The sequence below is a fragment of the Bacteroides eggerthii genome (assembly GCF_025146565.1).
GTDB classification, from domain to species: domain Bacteria; phylum Bacteroidota; class Bacteroidia; order Bacteroidales; family Bacteroidaceae; genus Bacteroides; species Bacteroides eggerthii.
Genome location: NZ_CP102258.1, coordinates 2825507 through 2845518, shown reverse-complemented (window position 1 = coordinate 2845518; position 20012 = coordinate 2825507). Strand labels below are relative to the sequence as shown.

Here is a 20012-nt window from a genome sequence, read left to right as displayed (position 1 = left end):
TTATGCTTTAACTTTCACAATTACTTTTTTCACACCATCCGGAGTGATGCCGGGAGCGTGTCCGTCTTGTGGAAAGAAAATAGCAAACATGCCCGGTTTAACTTCGATATAGCTCTCTGCCAGACCGGAAAAGAAAGTAATATCTTTCTCTGCATTGTAGGGAGCATCTGCCGGAACGCAATCTTTTGCGGCGGTGTAGCCCATTATTTCAGTACCAGACAGAGGAATCTGGATGTCAATAAAATCCCTGTGTGTTTCCAGTTTGGCATCTTCCTTTGTTTTCGGTTTGGTTTGCGCCACATTTACGAGCAATTCTTTACCTTTAAGCTCCGTTTTTCCCACTTCCAAAGCGTTCAAATCGTGTGATTTCAAAAATTCAATGGCTTGTGCGAATAAAGGATTCAGCGAAGCATATTTCTCTATGTTTTCAAGTCTGTCTACTACCATAATTCAAATGTTTTAAGTTAGTTATAAATAGGTAATTATTCAAAGTCGTCTATTGTGTAATTCACAAAGTCTGAAAAACGTTTCATCTGTTTGAAAATATCATCTGTACGATCCAGAAAGTCCGGAGCCAGAAAGAAACTGTCCGGTTGGCTGCAGGCAACGGTATACTCCTTGCACTGCAAGTACTTCAGGTACGGATAGTCCTTAGGGAAGCCTTTCGGGGCTGTTTTCAGGAAATTTTCTCCGACAACGGGAAAGTATTGTTTGAATACAGGATCTTCGACAATCCCCCGGAATTCATCTATATTATCATACACCGCCTGTCTCAATGCTTTCAGCAGGGGAGGGGGCGGGCAATAGCTGCCGCCTGCCAACAGGCAGTTTCCCGGTTGCAAATGGATATAGTATCCGCAATGGTCGGATTTCTTTCCTTTGGCGTTGATATAGCCGCCAAAATGGTTCTTATAGGGTGTTTTGTCTTCCGAGAAGCGTGTATCCCGATAGATGCGGTATGTACAGTCTTTGGCTTCGATGCCGCGGATGCTTTCGTCAAACAATGAGATGCGGGAGATAATCACTGTCAGCAAGTTCTCGAACTCATTTCGGGCATTTTCGTATTGTTCCCGGTGAGCATTGAACCATTCGCGATTATTGTTGGCGGACAGTTCTTTCAGAAATTGAAATATAACAGGAATGTTCATATCAATATAAATCCTTATTTCTGCCAAATTTACGGATAATATTTATAACATGCTACAAACAGACATAAAAAAAGCACCGGCTTGGGGTAAACCGATGCTTCTTACACATTTATCAATCAAAACAGACGCTTCTGTTCTTTGATGTACTTACTTATCACAAGCGGGTACGTCTCCTTTAATTAATCTTATATCTAACACTATGAAAAACACATCTATATAACGTCACCCTTTCAGAATTTGTTCATAAGGGTAAGGATAACTTTAGCAATTGTTATATCTTTGCAAGAAAATATATGAATTATGAGAGAGTATAAATACGATGAAGAAAGTGTCAATGCCTTGATAGAGTGGTCCAAAGCGGCATCATTTCCCGAACAGATACAATTGAACGATGCTGAAACGATATTTGATGTAAAAAGGTATGTACAAGCTAACCTGAGTGACATTACCGCCCATTATCCGGATGAGTTCTATAATCCGGCCATTACGCGTATGTACAGGTTGAAGGATAAAATGGAAGGTAAGGATGATGCAGAGTGAAACGGTCACTCTGCATCATTTCCATAATTTATAATTTTATTTTAAGAATCTTACCGCCGTATCCTTCCACAGATACTTCCGTTGCCTTGTATGGCAATAGGCTGATTGTCTCTTCTTTGCCACTCAATAAATCGACGGCATGGTACCGGTCCATTTGTGGTATTTGCAGGAAATCAAAGGCATGGGAAGGGATATTGATTGCAAGGTCTGCCGATATATGATCGAAGTTTACGACAAACAGCAATAATTCCCTACCGGACTTGCGCAAGAAAGTATATTGCTTATGTTCGTTGAAACGCCAGCCGTTGACATTGGCATACATCAAATCGAAAAAGTCACCTTGTGAGATTGCTTTTTCCTCGTTGCATAATGTCAGTATGCGTTGATAGATGGCATACAGGTGTTTCTGATTGTCCGTCATCATTTTCCCGTCAAATTTTCCGCCATTGCGCCAGCGGCGAATAGTGTCGACGCTCCAATAGTCAAAGATCGTAGTGCGCCCATCCCTTCCGCTGAAGCCTTCGCTGTCCATGCCCAGCTCGCCAAATTCCTGTCCGAAGTAAATCATCATAGGGTTTACGTTCATACAGGCCGATACGATGAGGGCGGGTATGGCTTTACGCGGGTTACTTGCAAAGAAGTCGGAAGCGATGCGCTGTTCGTCATGGTTTTCCAAGAAATTCAGCATCCGTTTCTCTATTCCGCCCAAACTCTGCCAAGCCCTTGTAATGGCTGTTGCGGATTCGTCGCCGCACACTATTGCGCGGAGCGTGTCATACAGTCCCACTTTGTCATAGAGGTAATCAAACTTTCCTCGGAACAGATAGTTACCGTACTCTTTCGGATTATACACCTCAGCTATGAAGAGAAGGTCGGGATGCTTGGTCTTTACTTGAGGGATAGCCCATTCCCAAAACTCGACAGGAACCATTTCCGCCATGTCGCAACGAAAGCCGTCAATATGTTTCCCGGCCCAAAACATCAGAATATCCAGCATTTTGGTCCATGTGTCGGGAATAGGATTGAAGTGACAGGTGCCGCCATTCTGATAATCCACTCCATAATTCAGTTTGACCGTTTCGTACCAGTCATTGATGTTGGGATAGGCGTCAAAACGATTGTTGCCGGTGGCCTTGGCCGGAAACTCTTTATATGGTTCACCGGCTGTACCTTGCATGTCAAACTGTCCATGCAGCTCCGATTGCGGGATGTAATAGAAATTATTGTAAGGGCTGAACGCATAGTTCGCATCATCGTTCACGCCCAACTGAGAAGTGCCGTCCGGCTGCATGTCCGAATGGTACTGGCGTGCTACATGGTTAGGTACAAAATCAATAATGACCTTCAGGCCGCTACGGTGTGTGCGCTGCACCAGGTTTTCAAATTCCCTCATACGCTCCGGAACGTCCTTTGCCAGATCCGGATCCACATCATAATAATCTTTTATGGCATATGGCGAACCGGCTTTACCTTTTACGATAGCCGGATGATCGGGCTGGATATTGTAGCGACGATAATCCGTTTGCGTTGCATGTTCTATAATACCGGTATACCATATATGGGTAACCCCCAGCTTCTTTATTTCTCCTAATGCCTTGGCTGTGAAGTCAGCCATTTTGCCGCATCCGTTTTCGGTAATACTGCCGTTATTGATACAGTGGTTATTGTTGTTCCCGAACAGCCGGGTGAACACTTGATAAATAATCAGTTTATTTTCGTCGCTCATTTCTTTTTATTTAGAGAATGGTTATTTTACTCTTTCCAGATAGTGCCTTTTTCTATTTGCAGACGTTCCAGTATGTCATTGGTAGCGTTGTATCCTTGCATAAATATCTCTTCCGCTTTTTCCAGCTCCCGGTTGCTGTAACCGTCCAGGTTGTAAGGCTCTATCAGTAAGTCCGCTTTCTCACGCTCCGGGAACGAGTTGGAACGGAACATGAAGTTGTACGAGCGCAAGGCTACGCTCACGATGTTCATTTTGTACTTAGGCGCCATCAAAGGGCTGACATTGATTGCCACCACCTTTTCACACACCCGTCGGATGGTGGTTACCGGCAGGTTCATCAAAAGTCCTCCATCCACGTAATAGGTTTCTTCTATTTTTACGGGTGCAAACAATACCGGCATGCAGCAGGATGCAGCTACACGCTCTGCGATGTCTCCTTTATGGAAATGTGCCAAACGTCCATGATCCAAGTCGGTAGCGGTGATGATGAGTGGCAATTGCAATTCTTCCAGTTTTTTCGCTTTCAGGTTACTTCTCAGGAAATCTTTAAAGTCGCCAAGCTCGAACAAGCCCACTTTGGGTATTACCAATTTTGTCAAGTCCTGAAATTTATGCCCGGCAAAATAATCCAGGACTTTATGCGGTTCATTGCCGTCCGCATAAAAAACGCCTGCCAACGCACCGGCACTGACACCTGAAATTATATTGGGCTTAATGTCATGCTCCAGCAGTGCCTGCATGGCTCCTAAATGGGCGAATCCCTTAATGAAGCCGCCACTCAAGGCATAACCGATAGAATATTTATTTGAGAACCAGTTGTTCGTTACTACTTCCATATTGTTAGTCTCTGCTATTTTTTGTCCGGTACGAAATTAGTTATTTTATCGAAGCAAGAAAGGAAAACAGCAGGAAAATGTTCATTTATTCATAATATCCATGGAAATTTGAAACATGTCTCATCAAATAATGCATAATCGGCCGTACCGTTCACTGCAAAGGTTTTGATGCTGCATGCATCTTTCAGCAGTTCGCGTGCCAGCCTGATGGTGGAACCGGTTTTTATACGGTCGTCCACCAGCAAGATATTCTTGCCCTTGAAGTCGAAATCCACAGGCGCCAGTAATTGCGGAACGTCATACTTTGGATGCTGGTATTCGTCTCTCAAATTGATGCGCAAGAGATGTACTTCTTTCTGCAGGCGCTGGTTGATGATACCCGCCGGAACAATTCCGCCGTTGGCAATAGCCACAATCATATCAAAATCCTCGTGGAATTCAATAGTGCGGAAACGCTCCAGCACTTCCTCCATTGTTTTTGCCATAAGTGTAAATGCAGCTTTAGATTTTTATTAACTCGTAATCCATTGTTCCCAAACCGATTTTTTCGGCATGGCGCAGGCCGGCAAGCCAGTCCGTATCGGGATGCACCATGTGGAATTTGTCGCAACCGCACAGGTCTTCGTGCTCGTGTCCTTTGGCAAGCACATTATTTCCATGCAAAATGGGCGACTGAATGACCAAGTCCGCACATGCCTTATCCAACGCTACGGGGTCTGCCGACGCCAGCATGCCGAGGTCGGGAATGATGGCAGCGTCATTATGGTTCCAGCAGTCGCATTCGGGTGATACGTTCATGATGAAACTGATGTGGAAATGCGGTTTGTCTTTCAGTACGGCGGCGGAATATTCTGCTATTTTGTAATTCAGCCGTTCGGATGTGTCCCAGTCGCTCACAACGGCGGCATCATGCTGGCACAGAGCTACGCACTGTCCGCATCCCACGCATTTGGCATAATCTATTTCCGCTTTGCGTTCTGCGTTCAAATGTATGGCATCGTGAGCGCAATGTTTTACGCAGATGTTACAACCTATGCAATTTCCGGTGTCTATTTTAGGTTGGGAAGATGCATGCAGTTCCAGTTTGCCGCCTACGCTGGCACATCCCATTCCAAGATTTTTCAGAGCGCCGCCAAATCCGGTTTGTTCATGCCCTTTAAAGTGGTTCATGCTGATTATGATGTCCGCATCGGCGATAGCGGTGCCGATCTTGGGAGTCGGGCAATATTCTCCGTCTATCGGTATTTCCCTGTAATCCGTACCTTTGACTCCGTCTGCAATAATCACCTGGCATTGGGCGGATATGGGATTGAACCCGTTCTCCATTGCGCTTTGCAGATGGTCCACTGCATTGGAACGGCGGCCGGAATATAGGGTGTTGCAGTCTGTCAGGAAAGGTTTGGCTCCGAAACTGCGGAGTAAATTGGCCATACGCGCTGCATAGTTGGGGCGGATGTATGCCAGATTGCCCGGTTCGCCGAAATGTATCTTGATGGCGGTAAAGCTGTCTTGTAAAGGAAGCTGTCCGATACCGGCACGCTTGAGCAGACGTTCCATTTTGTCTAAAAGATTGGAAGTGGGAGAGGTGCGTAAGTCCGAAAAATATACTTTTGCTTTTTCCATGATATATGTCTGGTTTATTGTGAATGTTTTTGCAAAAATAATAGATAAAATTTAATAATGGCAGGTATATTATATAAAAAAGCAGCGGGACACGTCCCGCTGCTTTTCATCTTTAGGGTAGAAGAAAAAATGTATTCTCTCAATAACGGTTATCCCAACGGATTCTCTTCTTCGCCGCCTTCATTAGGCCCGTCAGTGCCACCGGTGTTTCCGCTATTGCCGCTTCCGTCTGTATAGTCAGTGTCCACAGGCACTGAACGGGTGACGCTCATTTCCTCCAGCGTACGGTGGAAAATCTTTCCCGGCGTAAACACGATGCGCTTGGAAAGGATATTGCTTGCATTGACCTCCTCGGCTGTGTTGGCGCTTTTTGTTTTAATGGTAGGCCGGAACAGTCCGAATTCTCCCATTTGCACCGTTTTGCCGTCGTCAATGTCCTCTGCCATCATGTCCACCAAACCGCTTACCACCAAGTCTACCACTTTGCGATGAACACCGCACAGGCGACTGACCTTTGCACACATTTTGTCGAAACGCACTTGGCCGGAACCGACGGAACGCGCTACATACTTTTCTGTTTTCGACTGGTCAAAACCAAACACTCTTTTGGTTACTACATACTCTAAAGCCATAATCGTTAAAGTTTAATAGGTTAAAAAATAAAAAGGTTTACTATTGCCATTTGTTTTAATGACTATGCAAAGGTACAACAGGCTGCCGGGCGTTCAGTCCCCTTTTGGGCCCTTTGGAACGTGTTTTTTTGAAAAAAGTTGTAAGCGGCTAATTATTAGTGGATTCGAAAACATTATGATTGCATGCATACGGAAACCGGGTCGGGGCAACGCTGCAAACGTAACTATTTATATACATAAACAACACCGCCTTTCTTGATGAAATAAAGCATAAATCAGAAAAAGAAACAGCTTTCCACCACCTAAATGCCTTTCATTATTTGCTTACATGCGAAAAAGTAAAATGATGATACATTTAAAATCTTCCTATAAATGAATGTATTTGGAATTTTACTGTAATTCTTGAAAAATTATAGTAAAATTCTTCCGGAATTTATTAATAGGCGTTTTGATGTCTATGAATGAATTTATTGAAATATGGATACAAAAAAACGGCAAATCACAATGTGAAATGCCGTTTTTTCATGTCGTTTTATAAACTTAATCAGGGTATGGATCGCCTAAATTTTCAAATATCAGCGCTTGTTGCTTGGGCGAAATCCAGCGGTGATTATAGGGAAGATAGCCCGTTTCCGCCAATAATGTTGCCAATTTTGTACATCTCTTAATGCTGCGTTGCAGACATCTCACCGCATTTTTAGGAGTAGTGCAACCGGGAAAATACATTTGTGCCAACTCCGAAAAGGAAGAAATAGATTTTGCCATTTACTAAGTTTTAGGTTAATGTTATTAGTTGTTCGATGTGCAAATATACGAAATGAGGATACCCCTTGTCAAGTATTTCGGGCTTTAATTATGAAGTTTTCCGGAAAAAGATGAGCAATCATTCTTCCTCCGGGAAGAAATGGCATAAAGGCCCGTTTCCATGCCCTATGTGCAGGTCCTTGCCATGAAGAATAGCTTTGCTTATATAGGCTTTTGCCTGACGGACGGCATCCTCAAGCCCGTTGTTGCAGGCAGCGAGGGTGGCAATGGCGGAAGACAGCGTGCAGCCCGTACCATGAAGATTGCAACTCTCTATCTTTTGTTGTTCGAACAGGCTGAATCCGTTGTCGCCATACAACACATCGCACATTGTGGTTCCGGACAAGTGGCCGCCTTTTACCAATACGGCACAATGATAGCGGTCTGCCAGTTCGCGAGCCGCTTGTTTCATATCCTCCACATCTGTGACAGTGCGTGCAAGCAGCAATGATGCTTCACTCAAATTGGGAGTTATCAGGGAGCAGAGGGGGAAAAGCTCTTCCTGAATTGTGTGAATGGTATCTTCCGTCATCAGTTGCCGTCCGCTGGTAGACACCATGACCGGATCGCAGACAACAAAGCGGGGGCGGAACCTTTGCAGACATTCCGCAATGGCGCGTACGATAGCGGCATTGTGCACCATTCCTATTTTGACGGCAGCAGGCTGCAAATCGTCCATGACAGATTCTGTCTGCATGCGGACAATATCCGGCGGAATGGGGTAGACGGCTTGAACCCCTACCGTATTCTGTGCGGTAACGGCGGTAATGACGGAGGCGGCATACCCCTTCAATGCGGAAATCGTCTTAATATCCGCCTGTATGCCTGCGCCGCCGGAACAATCGGAACCGGCAACGGTGAGAATGACTGGAGTGGACAACATGATGATAAAATGATTGATGATTAAAAGACAGAAGCCGAACGGAGCAGCTCCCTGAAATGATTGATGAAATCCGTTCCCGTCCGCTGCCATATATCGCCTAACAGTCCCACACCGCCGAAACCTAATGAATTGATTTCGGGTAAGTGCTCAGCAGTGACACCGCCCAACGCCATTACGCCGGAGTCGATGATGCCCGCCTGATGTGCCTTCTGCAAATCATCAAAAGCGTAGGCAGCAGCATATCCCTCTTTTGAAATGCTGTTGTATATGGGACTGAGGAAAACATAGTTGCATGCCGCTTTATATTCCGCCACTTCCTCCAGCGAATGGCAGGAACGGCTGACGTGCCCTGTAAAGCCAGCAGGTGCTGCCGGGTTGCGTCCGTTCAGATGAACACCTTTCAAGTTCCGTTCGGATGCAAGCCCGAAATGGTCGTGGGTAACGATGCGCTCCATGTATTCCGCCGGAAGGCGGCGCAAGAGCTTGTCCATATCTTCGTAAGACGCACCGGGTTTGCGAAGATGAAGGATCTCAAGTCCGGCATCGAACAGGGAAGTGATCGCAGCGGCTTCATCTTCAAAGAATTCAGGTTGGGTAATCACTATCAGTTTCATACAATTCGGGTATATTTTTTCTGCCATTTATATTAAAAGAATGAACGACTGCATGCTCCTAAGATCGACAGTCCATAATTTTCCGGCCAATACATCGCCGTAACCGCAAATAAGTTTCAGAACCTCACTCGCTTCCACACTGCCCACAATGGCTGGAGTAACGCCTATCACAGATTTATCGGGAGCAGGCATTTGTAATGTTGCGGCTTCGTCGGGATACAAGTCCCTGTATGTCTTAGGTTGCCCGCCATGACAGAATACGGAAACTTGCCCCTCAAATCCTTGAATAGCACCGTAAACATAAGGTTTGTTCAGTGCACTGCAACTGTCGCTAATCAGATAGCGGGTGGAGAAATTATCGCATCCGTCAACAATAATATCATATTCTGCAATCAGCCGGCGGGCATTCTCCGAACTGAGACGAAAGGGGTGGGCAAGGATGTTCACCTCACTGTTCAGAGCCTGCAACCTCTTGGCGGCACAGTGCACTTTGGACAGGCCGGTTTCGTTCTCCGCGTACAATATCTGGCGTTGCAGATTGCTGATACTCACCGTATCGTCATCCACCAAGCCTATTGTGCCTACTCCTGCACCCGCAAGATAGAGGGCGATAAGGGAGCCAAGCCCTCCTACACCTACTATCAACACTTTTGCCTTATGCAGTTTCTCTTGTCCGTCTTCTCCTATTTCGGGAAGGGCGGTTTGTCTGCTGTATCGGGTCATAATTATATATGTAAAGAGTGTCAGACACGTTTCAGGTCAAAGCTGGCATCCCAATCTTTCCATACGGGTTCCCGTCCCAAACTTTTCAAAGCCCTGTCCACTTCTACGGCTTTGCGCTCGTCGCTGACGTGGAACTGCTCCAGAGTTTGCGGATAGCTATAATATCCGCCCGGTTCTGTTTTGCTCTCCGCACTCATGGTGGTAACTCCCAAAGTTGCCATGTGGTCGCGTATGAAAGCCGGTTCGCGAGTGGAGTAGGATATGTCTACATCATGGTCGAATATTCGCATGGCAAAGGTAACCTGAGCCAGCTCGCGGTCGCTCATAATCACATTGGGTTGAAACCCGCCGTTCTCCGAAGGGCGCATACGCGGGAAATTGACGCTATACTTCGTTTTCCAATAATGCTTCTGAAGGTAGCGCAGATGGTATGCCATCATGCAAATGTCCGTCCGCCACTCTTTCTCCAAACCGATGAGCACTCCCATACCGATGGAATGTACGCCTGCCTGCCCCATACGGTCAAAGCCGTTTACGCGCCATTCGAATTTGGACTTCATGCCACGCGGGTGGTATATGTTATAGTTCGCCTTGTGGTAGGTCTCCTGAAAACAGATGACGCCGTTCATGCCATGCGTCTTCAGTTCGGCATATTCTTCGGCTTTCAAGGGCATTACTTCAATCTTCAGGTTGCTGAAATAAGGCTTTGCCAAGTCGAGTGCGCGGGCAATGTACGGAACGCCTGCCTTGGCGGGATTTTCACCTGTAACCAGCAACAGGTTCTCAAAAGGCGCGAGCTTCTTGATAGCCTTGTACTCATTGACAATTTCCTCCTCCGTCAGTATGGTACGGGGCATGGGATTGCTGATGTGAAAACCACAGTACACACAGGAGTTGGTGCAGGAATTCGTAATATATAATGGCACAAACATGGAAATCGTTTTGCCGAAACGCTCTTCCGTATATTTCTTGCTCAAACGCGCCATTGTTTCCAAGTAGGGAACGGCGGCCGGTGAAATGAGCGCCATAAAATCCTCTACGTCGCAATGCTCCTTGGAAAGTGCGCGGCGCACATCCGCATCTGTCTTTGAATTGATGCGGACGGTCGTTTCTTCCCAGGATATTTTTTCTAATTCGTCTGAAAACATTTTATTCTATGATAAAGTTAATCCGATAGTTATTCTTTTTTCTTTCCCAATTCCCTTGACAACCGCATTGCACAGAAGTTAGGGCCGCACATCGTGCAGTATTCTCCGTCTATATGGCGTCCTGCCCGGAAATAAGTCTGTGCGCGTTCCGGGTCGAGCGAGAGGTCGAACTGGTCTTTCCAACGGAACTCATAACGCGCCTTGCTCAACGCGTTGTCGCGTACTTGCGCACCGGGATGTCCTTTGGCAAGGTCGGCGGCGTGGGCGGCTATCTTATAGGTGATAACTCCTACGCGTACATCTTCCTTGTCGGGCAATGCAAGGTGCTCTTTGGGGGTGACGTAGCACAGCATGGCCGTACCCAGCCAACCGATTTGCGCCGCACCGATAGCAGAGGTGATATGGTCGTAGCCCGGAGCGATGTCCGTAACCAACGGCCCCAGCGTATAGAAAGGAGCGTTGTGGCACTTTTCTATCTGGCGTTCCATATTTTCCTTAATCTTGTGCATGGGCACGTGTCCGGGACCTTCGATGAAGGCCTGCACATTCTTTGCCCAGGCACGAAGCACCAGTTCGCCCATGGTGTCGAGTTCTGCAAACTGCGCTTCATCATTGGCATCGTATGTGGAGCCGGGACGTAAACCGTCACCTAAGGATACCGCCACATCGTATTGCGCCAATATATCGCAGATATCATCAAAATGCTCGTACAGGAAACTTTCGCGGTCGTGCACCAGACACCATTTGCTCATAATGCTTCCGCCGCGGCTCACGATGCCGCACAGGCGTTTGTCCGCCAAATGTACGTTGTGGCGGCGGATACCTGCGTGTATGGTGAAATAATCCACACCTTGCTCGCATTGTTCAATCAGCGTGTCCCGATAGAGTTCCCAGGTAAGTTCCTCTACTTTGCCGTTCACCTTTTCCAACGCCTGATAAATGGGAACCGTACCTACGGGAACCGGACAGTTGCGGATGATCCACTCCCGGGTTTCGTGGATGTTTGCTCCGGTCGATAGGTCCATTAGGGTGTCACCGCCCCATTTACAACTCCAAAGTGCTTTTTCCACTTCTTCATCAATGCTCGAAGTGGTAGCCGAATTGCCAATGTTCGTGTTGATTTTCACAAGGAAGTTACGGCCTATAATCATCGGTTCGGCTTCGGGATGATTGATGTTGGCAGGGAGCAAGGCACGTCCTTCCGCAATTTCCCGGCGGACAAATTCAGGAGTGATATGTGTGTCTATCCCTAATTCGGCGCAATTCATGTTTTCACGAATAGCCACATATTCCATTTCAGGAGTGATGATGCCTTGTTTGGCATAGTACATCTGTGTGCAGCATTTGCCTTGCTTGGCACGATAGGGCAATGAGATGTGTTCAAACCGCAGGTGGTCGAGCGACTTGTCGTCACGACGCATACGGCCGTACTCGGAAGTAATCTCCGGCAACTGCTCCACATCATTGCGATGCAGTATCCAGGGTTCGCGCAGGCGGGGTAATCCCTTTTTGAGATCTATCTCAATGTCGGGATCGCTGAAAGGACCGCTGGTGTCGTAGACGTAAATGTCCGGGTTGGGACTAATCACTTTCTCTCCATTGACAAAGGTCATACTGGGCACTTGTTCCACTTTGCGCATAGCTACGCGAAGTTCGGGATATAACGTTCCCGGCAGATATACTTTCTCGGAACGAGGGAATTTTATTCTTGGTTTCATAACTGATTGTTGCTGTTTTATTCATTAAGGAAGGCTGTGAGGGGAGAACTGGCTTCGGCTACAAAGCTGTCGGCCTGCAATCCCAAACCGGCTTCATAGGCCATACGTCCGGCTTCTACGGCTTGTTTGAAGGCTTGTGCCATAGCTGTGGGGTTTCCGGCTACGGCAATGGCCGTATTTACCAGACAGGCGGAAGCACCCATTTCCATTGCTTCGGCAGCGTGGCTGGGAGCACCTATACCGGCATCTACCACCACGGGGATAGTGGCCTGTTCGATGATAATCCGCAGAAAGTCTCTGGTCTGCAATCCTTTATTCGTACCGATAGGTGCACCCAGCGGCATGACGGTAGCAGCGCCGGCTTCTTCCAGCCGTTTGCAAAGTGTGGGGTCCGCCTGGCAATAGGGAAGGACTACAAACCCCAGTTTCACCAGTTCTTCCGTAGCTTTCAGGGTCTCGGTGGAGTCGGGAAGAAGATAGCGCGGATCAGGATGAATTTCCAGTTTCAGCCAGTTGGTTCCGAATGCTTCACGTGCCATTTGTGCGGCAAACACCGCTTCCTCGGCATTACGCACGCCCGAAGTGTTGGGCAAGAGCTGAATGTGGGGATGACGGATATGTTTCAGCATATCATCTTCCTTGTTTTCCAGCTCAATGCGTTTCATTGCCACCGTTACCATTTCCGTACCGGATGCCAGAATGGACTGTTCCATTATTTCATTGGAATTAAACTTTCCTGTTCCCAAAAACAGACGGGAGTTGAATTCACGTCCCGCAATAACTAATTTTTCCATATACCTTTTTGTTTATTGTTTCAATAATTGTCTGTTTGGTTGATTACGGCAAGTATTTTTCGCATTTCCTCTACCGGATTGTCTGCACGCAACACAGTCCCTGAAAGAGCAATGCCCGTAACGCCTGTCTGCATGATCGCAGGAATATCGGCAAAGGTAATCCCGCCGATGGCTACGACAGGAAGATGACAGATCTTTTCTTCCTGCATTTTCCGGATAATCTCCTTATATCCTTCCAACCCCAATATAGGACTGAGTTTCTGTTTGGTTGTAGTGTATCTGAACGGTCCGCAACCGATGTAATTCACTCCGTCGAGCCAATGCTTTTTCACATCTTCGTACGTATTGGCAGTGCCGCCTATGATATATTCGTCTCCAAGTATGCGACGCGCTTCGGCAACGGACATGTCATTTTTACCAAGGTGCACGCCATCCGCCCCGATTTCCCTGACCAGCTCCACATGGTCGTCAATGATGAATATGGCGCCGCAATCATTGCATAAATTCCGCAGCTCCATAGCTACGGACACTATTTCCTCTTTGCCGGCATCTTTCATACGCAGCTGTATCCACCGGCATCCCCCTTTCAATGCCATACGGGCAGAGTCGAGATAGGAGTACTTTTCAGTGTAATGTGTAATGAACTGAACTGTTTTCATAATTTATCCGCCGCAGGCTGCCTTTATTATTACGATAGATATGCCTTCGGATAGTGCGTAATTCGTCCATTCCATGCGTGGAACCATACGGTTATTGACGGCAACGGCAATGCCTTGCGCCGGTAAGGAAAGCTCATTGGTCAGCTGTGAAAGGGTAGAGGCTTCGGTTTCCACTTCTTTGTTGTTGATTAATACTTTCATTTTCTGTTTCTGTTAAGTAAAACAATGGAAGTAAATACAAAGAAGCACCGTTAAGGTAAGTTCTGTGAAGAAAAAAAATATCCAATTCCTACGGCAGTACTAACTGCATCAGGTTCGAGGGTATAATCTCAGCCCGTCGGGGCACCCCTTTGTCTTTACGGTGGCAAAGGTAAGAGAAAATAAAATATAAAAAATAAAAGAGGGATTTTTTTACGTCTTTTTCAGGTATGGAAATAGTTCCGGAAGGAAGAGAGGTTCTGCAAATAAAGGATATATGCTAATCCCATATCCCTTTCAGAAAGTCCTCCAATTTAGTGTCACCGGCTAACCCCAGTCTTTTACGCATACGGCTACGGGCCTTGTTCACTCCAATTTTGGAAATACCCAACGTGAGAGCAATCTCGTCACTGCTTAATTCCAGAATAATAAGCATGGCAATCAGCTCGTCTGTACGGGTAATATCCGGGCTTAACCGGTGCAGTGCAGGAATATAATCGGGATAGAAGGCTGTGAAGCTACGGCGGAACTCAGCTTCTTTGTCGGAATTGAAAATTTCGGTGCTGATTTTCATCCGAAGATTGCTGACAGCTTTCTTTTGTGTCAATGAAGCATTATGTCGGCTTAACTCTTGTTTTGCCTCGAACAATGCCTCGTTGCTTTGACGCAGTTCTTCCTGCATTCCCTGCAAGGATTCATTTTTCTCTTTCAGTTCCTGTTGTGTCTGGAGCAATCCGCTGATTTGTGAGAGGCGTGCGTTACTGACCTGACGAAGGAAACGCTGGCGCTGACGCATATACATCCCCCCAACGAGAAGGATGACAAACAGCAGTCCGACCAATAGCCGGGTAAAAATCAGTGTCCGTTGCTTCAAAGACACCTCGGCGGCAAGAACAAGGTTCTCCTGTTCCTTGCGTCCCGTTTCGTAACGGACATTGGCTCCGATAGCGGCATTGGCACGTGCCCGATGCCGCAGGCTGTCGCTTGTTTCGGTATATAAGGAATATATAGATGAAATCCGGTCCGGCATCCCTGTCCGGATGTAGGCGCGTATCAATTCATCGCCGACGGAAATGATTCCTTCCGGGAAATGGGACGTTTGAAAATTCCGAAAACTCCGCTCCAACTGTTCCACTCCTTCTTGTTCGTGCCCCGGCGTTCGCAGCAATGCCTTGCCATGGTAAGCATACAAATAGTTTTGGGCAAACGGGTCTATATGGGCGGTATCTTTCAGCAGACGGCAACATTCATCCAGTTGTCCGGCTATGGAGTCGGGGTAGGCGGCATAATAATAATCCAACCGGTTGATGCGTAATAAAAGATTGAAGTATTTTTCCGCGCTTTTCGGAGTGGCTTTGATGGCTTCCTGTATATAGAACAGCGCAGAATCCTTCTCTCCGGCATTACTGAAGCAGGCCGCACGCAAACGGTACACCTCTTCCAGCGTCCAGTTATCCAGCTTCTTGGATGCTTCCACTGCAAGGGTATTGGCTTCTATGGCTTTGTCAAAGAGTTCAAGGGTGGCATATACCTGACTAAGGTCATTGTAACATTCTATCAATCCGTCCCCCGGAGTCCCCGGACGGGCTGTGTACCAGTCTATCGCTTCCTGAATGGCGGTTATCGCCTTCTCCGGTTCTCCGTTTTTCCAGTAGAGGTAACCCATGTAGCCGTATATTTCACCTTCATTGCCTACTTTGCCTTCCGCTTTCCGGCACGACGCTACCGCATGTTCCATCAGCTGCATGGGAGCTTTAGTGTCAATACTGCAAAACTCCAGAGAATATGCCATAACATGCCACGTCCGGGCATCTCTTCGTGGATCGTCCGTAGGGGGAAGGGAAAGAAAGAGATGTCCGATGCTGTCTACCTGCTTCATCCGGTTCTGAGCCAGATAGAACTTGCAGGAGTGGGCAAGCAGTTCCGGGCGAAGCACTTGGGTATAGTAAGGGTGGCGGCTGTTCAGCAGGCTGTCGGTCAGAAATTCGCTGCCGTCCGCTTTGTCCTGATACATCAGGGCATTATAATAATAGGTCAGCACCCAGCCCATCAGGTAGTTCATGTTTTTGCCCCCTTTGGGATGTTCCGGCATAGCACGCAAAACGGAGGCATACAGTTGCTCCATTTCCCGGTATCTCTTTTCTTTAAGCAAAGTGGTATAATGGCCGGTATAGTACCATAAGCACGAGTCTGCATCCTGTGAAAGCCATTCACGAATATCACTCCGGTCAATTGGTTGGGACGACTTGTGACATCCGGTTAATGCCACACAGAGAAAGAAACAATATATATATAATAAGGTGTGCTTGTTTATCATTGTACAATCGGAATAACATTAAGTGATTAAAGATACTTAATTTCTCCAATCTCCTTGCAAAACAAGGGGAAAAAGGTGCTTTTTAAAGGAATAATTGACGGCTTTCGGTTTTGGGTATCGAATTGTCCATTGTTTTTTTCTCCTTTACTGCTCGTAAGTTAATATTTTCGCATCGTCCGGTAAAAACAATTGTCGTGCTGCTTTGATAAATAAACGGTATCCGTTATCTTTGTACGCATTCTGCTTTTCGGGGCGGAATGAGACATGTGACAACGGAAGCGTTTAAAAATACCAATCTCCATAAATCAAACTTCGCAACTTTGATTCAGTGTTGTTGGAGATGGTAGCAACAAACGCTCACGTCCTTTTGTTATATACCTACTTATTGCAAACCCTTCCGGGTTATGCTACGTGGTAGCCTATATACATAAGTGGCGTGAGTGCTGTTGCTTTATCTAACAACACGGGTATTGCGAAGACCTGATTTATGGATAAAGTTAACAGTGGCTCACGCCTTTCTTGTGTTCAGGCGCGATGAAACGTAGTGTAAAAGTGAATAGGATGATTTTATGAACCTGATTATTCCCGGATGGGAATCCGTTTTGCAGATGTTAATACCGATGTGTACCGTTATCTGCATAGCGGGAGCGATTTTACTTCTTCTTCATGCAGAAGGCAGTCGCTCCAAGCGTTTGCTGGCGTATGTCATGCTGGCTTGGGGAATAGCTTATGCAATCCGTATCTTTGGCCTTTTGTTCGGCTTTATGGGAACGATGGAGAGCAGCGTACTTGCCCCTTTTGTCCTGATAGCCGGTAATCTTTATGCTATCATCACCCTTTTCTATCCTCTTGAAGTTGTCCGCCCCGGCTGGCTCACCCCGAAACGCTGTTTGCTGGTCATGTCCCCTTATCTGGTGATTGTAGCTTTCTATTTTGCGGTTATGTATCTGCTGGGCGAAACTCCTGTCCGTCTGGCTCATTGGGATACTCTTCCTATTAATATGGGGCAATTCAATGTCTGGTACAGATTGGTTATCGTTTTTTCCGTATTTGCCTATATTGCTTATCTGATTCTGATTGTCTATCGCCACGAGGTTTCATACCGGCAATGGTGTGATGCAAACTATGCTTCGACCGAAGACATGGAAATATCCTGGTTGCGGTTTTACGGTTTGGGGACGATGTTCATCATGTTTGCTTTCTGCTGGATATTGCTGGATGGCAATACCTATTGCTACGTAGCACATAATATCATAGTCCAGTTGTTTTTCGGTTTCATCTTTTACAAAGGCTTTTTCCATGAAAACCCGTATCCGGAGAACTTCTTCCGCCATACCATGAATGAAGAAGAAGCCCGGGAAAATGAGGAAGTGGAAAAATTGCCGCCTCCTCCGGTCGTGGACGATGCGGAACAACAGGAAAAGAGTATGAATGAAACGGTATTCCTTGTAAAACTGCCCGAATACACAACAAAAGTACAGCAATGGATGGAAGAAACAAAACCTTATTTGCGTAAGGATTTCAAATTGATGGATGTGGCAGGGGTGCTTCCGTTGAACCGGACTTATCTTTCACAGATATTCAATGAAGGCTGGGGAGAAAGTTTCAGCGATGTGGTACGCAGCTACCGCATCCATTACGCCGAAGAGCTGTTGCGGAATCATCCGGGGCTCACAGTCAACCAAGTTGCCCTGAAATCCGGCTTCACTTCACCTTCGGCATTGCACCGGACTTTTGCGCAATATCACGATGGGATTACACCTAAACAATACCGCGAAAAAGAGAATTCAGGATAAAACAGTCCTCAATCCCGCATAAACACTAAGATTTTGATAAAATGGCAATAGGGTTTTGACGAATTGCAACTTAAGGATATATAGCTTTGCGAAACAGAACAAACAACAATAGTTAAAGAACAAAATAAATACATGTATCAATGAATAAAAAAAACATTAGCTGCCTGATAATAGGCTTTATTCTTTGTTCCTCACTGAATGCGCAACCGATGCAAACGGACGAATCGGTATCCTCTCCGCAAACTTCATCCCGCTATGTGGCCGTCAAAACCAACCTTGCGGCATGGGCGGGTACGATAATGAACCTTGCCGCCGATGTGCAGGTGAGCGAACATTTCTCCGTAGAATTGCCTGTACTCTGGTGCCCGTGGTATGTGGGCAGCAAACACGCCGTAAAGACGTTTACCATCCAGCCCGAAGCCCGTTACTGGCTATCGAAGCCCGGAGAGGGGCATTTCCTCGGCGTTCATGCACACGTGGGCCGGTATAGCGTGAAGTGGAACCGCGACCGCTATCAGGACATCGGCCGTCCGCTTCTCGGCGCAGGTATCAGTTACGGTTACCTGCTGCCCTTTGATGAGCATTGGGCGGGCGAGTTCACCCTCGGTGCAGGCTATGCCAACATGCGCTACGGCACCTATTATAATATGGATAACGGCGCACGCATCAACACCCGGACGAAGAACTATTGGGGAATCACCCGCGTGGGGCTTTCCGTGGTCTATCGTTTTAACCTTAAAAAATAACGGCTTATGAAACAGAAATACACGATAGGATTTATCGCCCTTGTACTGACAATCGCCCTTGCCGGTTGTGTACACGATTACCCCGGCATGACGGAAGAGGGCGAAGAGGGCGTTGACCCTACGCTCGTTGAGGTCAACACCGAAGTGACGCTCGATCTGGAACTTGTTCCGCTGGAAATCATCACGCAGGAAAGTGCACGCAGCGGAACCAATAAGGCCCGCAACATAACAACGAAAGCCGACGATGGCTACCGCCGCCGCTTCATCATCGAGGCGTGGCGGGAAGGCAAGCCCACAACCCGGCAGGTGACGGTGATGGAGACCGCCGAAGAAGACGGAGACGCTAAAATCTCGCTCCCCATCCATCTGAAACTGCATGCGCTGGAATATACCCTCGCCGTATGGACGGATTACGTAAAGGCAGGCACAACGGACGACCTCTATTACGATACGGACAACTTGCAGCAGGTGGCCTGCACCGACCCCTATACGGGCAGCACCCCTCACCGCGACTGCCTCTACGGAACCGCCGTCCTCGACCTGCGGCAGTACCGCGACGAATGGAACGCCCGGGTGCAGGTAAAAGTGGACATGGTGCGTCCGCTGGCGAAGTACGAACTGATAGCTACCGACGTGCAGAAGTTCCTGCAAAAAACGCAGAAGCAGCGAGCCGGAAGCGCGGCGTACGCCATCACCGTCTCTTACGGTTTCTACTTCCCGCTGGGCTTCAACGTGCTGACCGGCAAACCCGACCGTTCGGAAATGGGTGTGGCGTTTACCGCTCCGCTTACCGTCACGGACAACGGCAGCGGAGAGTGTACGCTCGCTTCGGACTACATCTTCGTGAACGGGGATGAATCGTATGTTCCGTTGGGCATCGAAATCAAGGACAACGCAGGCAACGGCATCAGCCGCACCACGGGCATCGACGTGCCCTACCGCCGCGGACACCTCACTACCGTGCGGGGGCACTTCCTGACCAACCGCTACGACACGGGCATCGGCATCGACCCCGATTTTGATGACGACGATATAAATATAGACCTTGACAATCCGCTACAATAATAAAACGAGTGAATTACCAATAAATTAAAAAATAAAATTGCT

General features: G+C 47.3%; 21 protein-coding genes and 1 riboswitch. Of the genes, 4 read left to right on the top strand and 17 right to left on the bottom strand.

The genetic code is table 11. From position 1 onward, the window contains the following. Together NQ546_RS11755 and NQ546_RS11750 are read right to left on the bottom strand one after the other, a co-directional pair. Positions 1–447 carry a YhcH/YjgK/YiaL family protein gene (locus NQ546_RS11755; protein WP_004290927.1) on the bottom strand — a complete coding sequence of 149 codons (447 nt, stop codon included), beginning with the start codon at positions 445–447 and terminating at the stop codon, positions 1–3. A 35-nt stretch (positions 448–482) separates the two neighbouring features. Then, a complete protein-coding gene (locus tag NQ546_RS11750; protein WP_004290928.1) occupies positions 483–1148 on the bottom strand; it encodes a DUF2461 domain-containing protein in 666 nt (221 codons plus the stop codon). 300 nt (positions 1149–1448) lie between these two features. Between NQ546_RS11750 and NQ546_RS11745 the strand changes: the two genes are divergently transcribed. Further along, a complete protein-coding gene (locus NQ546_RS11745) occupies positions 1449–1688 on the top strand; it encodes a DUF6965 family protein (RefSeq protein WP_004290929.1) in 240 nt (79 codons plus the stop codon). A gap of 28 nt (positions 1689–1716) precedes the next feature. On the opposite strand, the gene NQ546_RS11740 is transcribed toward NQ546_RS11745, so the two are convergent. The 15 genes from NQ546_RS11740 to NQ546_RS11670 all read right to left on the bottom strand — a co-directional run bounded on the left by NQ546_RS11740 (position 1717) and on the right by NQ546_RS11670 (position 16363). Next, positions 1717–3414 carry an alpha-amylase family protein gene (locus NQ546_RS11740; protein WP_004290930.1) on the bottom strand — a complete coding sequence of 566 codons (1698 nt, stop codon included), beginning with the start codon at positions 3412–3414 and terminating at the stop codon, positions 1717–1719. Positions 3415–3440: 26 nt separating this feature from the next. Next, positions 3441–4250: a patatin-like phospholipase family protein gene (locus tag NQ546_RS11735; RefSeq protein ID WP_004290931.1), complete on the bottom strand. Its 810-nt coding sequence runs from the start codon at positions 4248–4250 to the stop codon at positions 3441–3443. 89 nt (positions 4251–4339) lie between these two features. Then, positions 4340–4735 (bottom strand): phosphoribosyltransferase, encoded by a 396-nt coding sequence (locus NQ546_RS11730; protein WP_004290932.1) that lies wholly within the window; start codon positions 4733–4735, stop codon positions 4340–4342. Between the two features lie 16 nt (positions 4736–4751). Next, the gene (locus NQ546_RS11725) at positions 4752–5873 is read right to left on the bottom strand and encodes a DUF362 domain-containing protein (RefSeq protein WP_004290933.1); all 1122 of its coding nucleotides are present in this window, start codon (positions 5871–5873) and stop codon (positions 4752–4754) included. Between the two features lie 149 nt (positions 5874–6022). After that, positions 6023–6505, bottom strand: coding sequence for an HU family DNA-binding protein (locus NQ546_RS11720; protein WP_004290934.1), 483 nt, complete (start codon positions 6503–6505; stop codon positions 6023–6025). 540 nt (positions 6506–7045) lie between these two features. Beyond that, positions 7046–7270, bottom strand: coding sequence for a DUF4248 domain-containing protein (locus tag NQ546_RS11715; protein WP_004295076.1), 225 nt, complete (start codon positions 7268–7270; stop codon positions 7046–7048). 118 nt (positions 7271–7388) lie between these two features. Further along, the gene (thiD, locus tag NQ546_RS11710; protein ID WP_004290936.1) at positions 7389–8192 is read right to left on the bottom strand and encodes a bifunctional hydroxymethylpyrimidine kinase/phosphomethylpyrimidine kinase; all 804 of its coding nucleotides are present in this window, start codon (positions 8190–8192) and stop codon (positions 7389–7391) included. Positions 8193–8212: 20 nt separating this feature from the next. Beyond that, the gene (locus NQ546_RS11705) at positions 8213–8806 is read right to left on the bottom strand and encodes a thiamine phosphate synthase (RefSeq protein ID WP_039953366.1); all 594 of its coding nucleotides are present in this window, start codon (positions 8804–8806) and stop codon (positions 8213–8215) included. A 27-nt stretch (positions 8807–8833) separates the two neighbouring features. Next, positions 8834–9529 carry a HesA/MoeB/ThiF family protein gene (locus tag NQ546_RS11700; protein WP_004290938.1) on the bottom strand — a complete coding sequence of 232 codons (696 nt, stop codon included), beginning with the start codon at positions 9527–9529 and terminating at the stop codon, positions 8834–8836. A gap of 20 nt (positions 9530–9549) precedes the next feature. Further along, positions 9550–10677 (bottom strand): 2-iminoacetate synthase ThiH, encoded by a 1128-nt coding sequence (gene thiH / locus NQ546_RS11695; protein ID WP_004290939.1) that lies wholly within the window; start codon positions 10675–10677, stop codon positions 9550–9552. A gap of 29 nt (positions 10678–10706) precedes the next feature. Further along, complete coding sequence (thiC, locus tag NQ546_RS11690) at positions 10707–12395, bottom strand: phosphomethylpyrimidine synthase ThiC (protein ID WP_004290940.1); 1689 nt, start codon at positions 12393–12395, stop codon at positions 10707–10709. A gap of 17 nt (positions 12396–12412) precedes the next feature. Next, a complete protein-coding gene (locus tag NQ546_RS11685; protein WP_004290941.1) occupies positions 12413–13189 on the bottom strand; it encodes a thiazole synthase in 777 nt (258 codons plus the stop codon). Positions 13190–13209: 20 nt separating this feature from the next. Continuing rightward, positions 13210–13848, bottom strand: a complete 639-nt coding sequence (locus tag NQ546_RS11680; protein WP_004290942.1) for a thiamine phosphate synthase — start codon at positions 13846–13848, stop codon at positions 13210–13212. A gap of 3 nt (positions 13849–13851) precedes the next feature. Continuing rightward, positions 13852–14049: a sulfur carrier protein ThiS gene (gene thiS, locus NQ546_RS11675; protein WP_004290943.1), complete on the bottom strand. Its 198-nt coding sequence runs from the start codon at positions 14047–14049 to the stop codon at positions 13852–13854. 68 nt (positions 14050–14117) lie between these two features. Further along, positions 14118–14208: riboswitch (TPP riboswitch) on the bottom strand. 118 nt (positions 14209–14326) lie between these two features. After that, positions 14327–16363: a tetratricopeptide repeat protein gene (locus tag NQ546_RS11670; protein WP_081446768.1), complete on the bottom strand. Its 2037-nt coding sequence runs from the start codon at positions 16361–16363 to the stop codon at positions 14327–14329. 569 nt (positions 16364–16932) lie between these two features. On the opposite strand from NQ546_RS11670, the gene NQ546_RS11665 reads away from it, so the two are divergent. From NQ546_RS11665 to NQ546_RS11655, 3 genes are all read left to right on the top strand, one after another. Further along, on the top strand, positions 16933–18159 hold the full coding sequence (locus NQ546_RS11665; protein WP_004290947.1) for an AraC family transcriptional regulator: 1227 nt from the start codon (positions 16933–16935) through the stop codon (positions 18157–18159). Between the two features lie 140 nt (positions 18160–18299). Further along, positions 18300–18905: a DUF3575 domain-containing protein gene (locus NQ546_RS11660; protein WP_004290948.1), complete on the top strand. Its 606-nt coding sequence runs from the start codon at positions 18300–18302 to the stop codon at positions 18903–18905. Positions 18906–18911: 6 nt separating this feature from the next. After that, entirely contained in the window at positions 18912–19970 is a 1059-nt protein-coding gene (locus NQ546_RS11655) for a DUF6562 domain-containing protein (protein WP_004290949.1), read from the top strand. Positions 19971–20012: the final 42 nt, after the last annotated feature.

What these genes read in the sequence shown, in the direction of transcription:
- NQ546_RS11680 (WP_004290942.1), bottom strand. Translation starts at nt 13,848, where the DNA reads ATGAAAACAGTTCAGTTCATTACACATTACACTGAAAAGTACTCCTAT.
- NQ546_RS11655 (WP_004290949.1), top strand. Translation starts at nt 18,912, where the DNA reads ATGAAACAGAAATACACGATAGGATTTATCGCCCTTGTACTGACAATC.
- NQ546_RS11685 (WP_004290941.1), bottom strand. Translation starts at nt 13,189, where the DNA reads ATGGAAAAATTAGTTATTGCGGGACGTGAATTCAACTCCCGTCTGTTT.
- NQ546_RS11745 (WP_004290929.1), top strand. Translation starts at nt 1,449, where the DNA reads ATGAGAGAGTATAAATACGATGAAGAAAGTGTCAATGCCTTGATAGAG.
- thiH (WP_004290939.1), bottom strand. Translation starts at nt 10,677, where the DNA reads ATGTTTTCAGACGAATTAGAAAAAATATCCTGGGAAGAAACGACCGTC.
- NQ546_RS11730 (WP_004290932.1), bottom strand. Translation starts at nt 4,735, where the DNA reads ATGGCAAAAACAATGGAGGAAGTGCTGGAGCGTTTCCGCACTATTGAA.
- NQ546_RS11700 (WP_004290938.1), bottom strand. Translation starts at nt 9,529, where the DNA reads ATGACCCGATACAGCAGACAAACCGCCCTTCCCGAAATAGGAGAAGAC.
- NQ546_RS11755 (WP_004290927.1), bottom strand. Translation starts at nt 447, where the DNA reads ATGGTAGTAGACAGACTTGAAAACATAGAGAAATATGCTTCGCTGAAT.
- NQ546_RS11705 (WP_039953366.1), bottom strand. Translation starts at nt 8,806, where the DNA reads ATGAAACTGATAGTGATTACCCAACCTGAATTCTTTGAAGATGAAGCC.
- NQ546_RS11715 (WP_004295076.1), bottom strand. Translation starts at nt 7,270, where the DNA reads ATGGCAAAATCTATTTCTTCCTTTTCGGAGTTGGCACAAATGTATTTT.
- thiC (WP_004290940.1), bottom strand. Translation starts at nt 12,395, where the DNA reads ATGAAACCAAGAATAAAATTCCCTCGTTCCGAGAAAGTATATCTGCCG.
- thiD (WP_004290936.1), bottom strand. Translation starts at nt 8,192, where the DNA reads ATGTTGTCCACTCCAGTCATTCTCACCGTTGCCGGTTCCGATTGTTCC.
- NQ546_RS11720 (WP_004290934.1), bottom strand. Translation starts at nt 6,505, where the DNA reads ATGGCTTTAGAGTATGTAGTAACCAAAAGAGTGTTTGGTTTTGACCAG.
- NQ546_RS11735 (WP_004290931.1), bottom strand. Translation starts at nt 4,250, where the DNA reads ATGGAAGTAGTAACGAACAACTGGTTCTCAAATAAATATTCTATCGGT.
- NQ546_RS11750 (WP_004290928.1), bottom strand. Translation starts at nt 1,148, where the DNA reads ATGAACATTCCTGTTATATTTCAATTTCTGAAAGAACTGTCCGCCAAC.
- NQ546_RS11660 (WP_004290948.1), top strand. Translation starts at nt 18,300, where the DNA reads ATGAATAAAAAAAACATTAGCTGCCTGATAATAGGCTTTATTCTTTGT.
- NQ546_RS11670 (WP_081446768.1), bottom strand. Translation starts at nt 16,363, where the DNA reads ATGATAAACAAGCACACCTTATTATATATATATTGTTTCTTTCTCTGT.
- NQ546_RS11725 (WP_004290933.1), bottom strand. Translation starts at nt 5,873, where the DNA reads ATGGAAAAAGCAAAAGTATATTTTTCGGACTTACGCACCTCTCCCACT.
- NQ546_RS11665 (WP_004290947.1), top strand. Translation starts at nt 16,933, where the DNA reads ATGAACCTGATTATTCCCGGATGGGAATCCGTTTTGCAGATGTTAATA.
- NQ546_RS11740 (WP_004290930.1), bottom strand. Translation starts at nt 3,414, where the DNA reads ATGAGCGACGAAAATAAACTGATTATTTATCAAGTGTTCACCCGGCTG.
- thiS (WP_004290943.1), bottom strand. Translation starts at nt 14,049, where the DNA reads ATGAAAGTATTAATCAACAACAAAGAAGTGGAAACCGAAGCCTCTACC.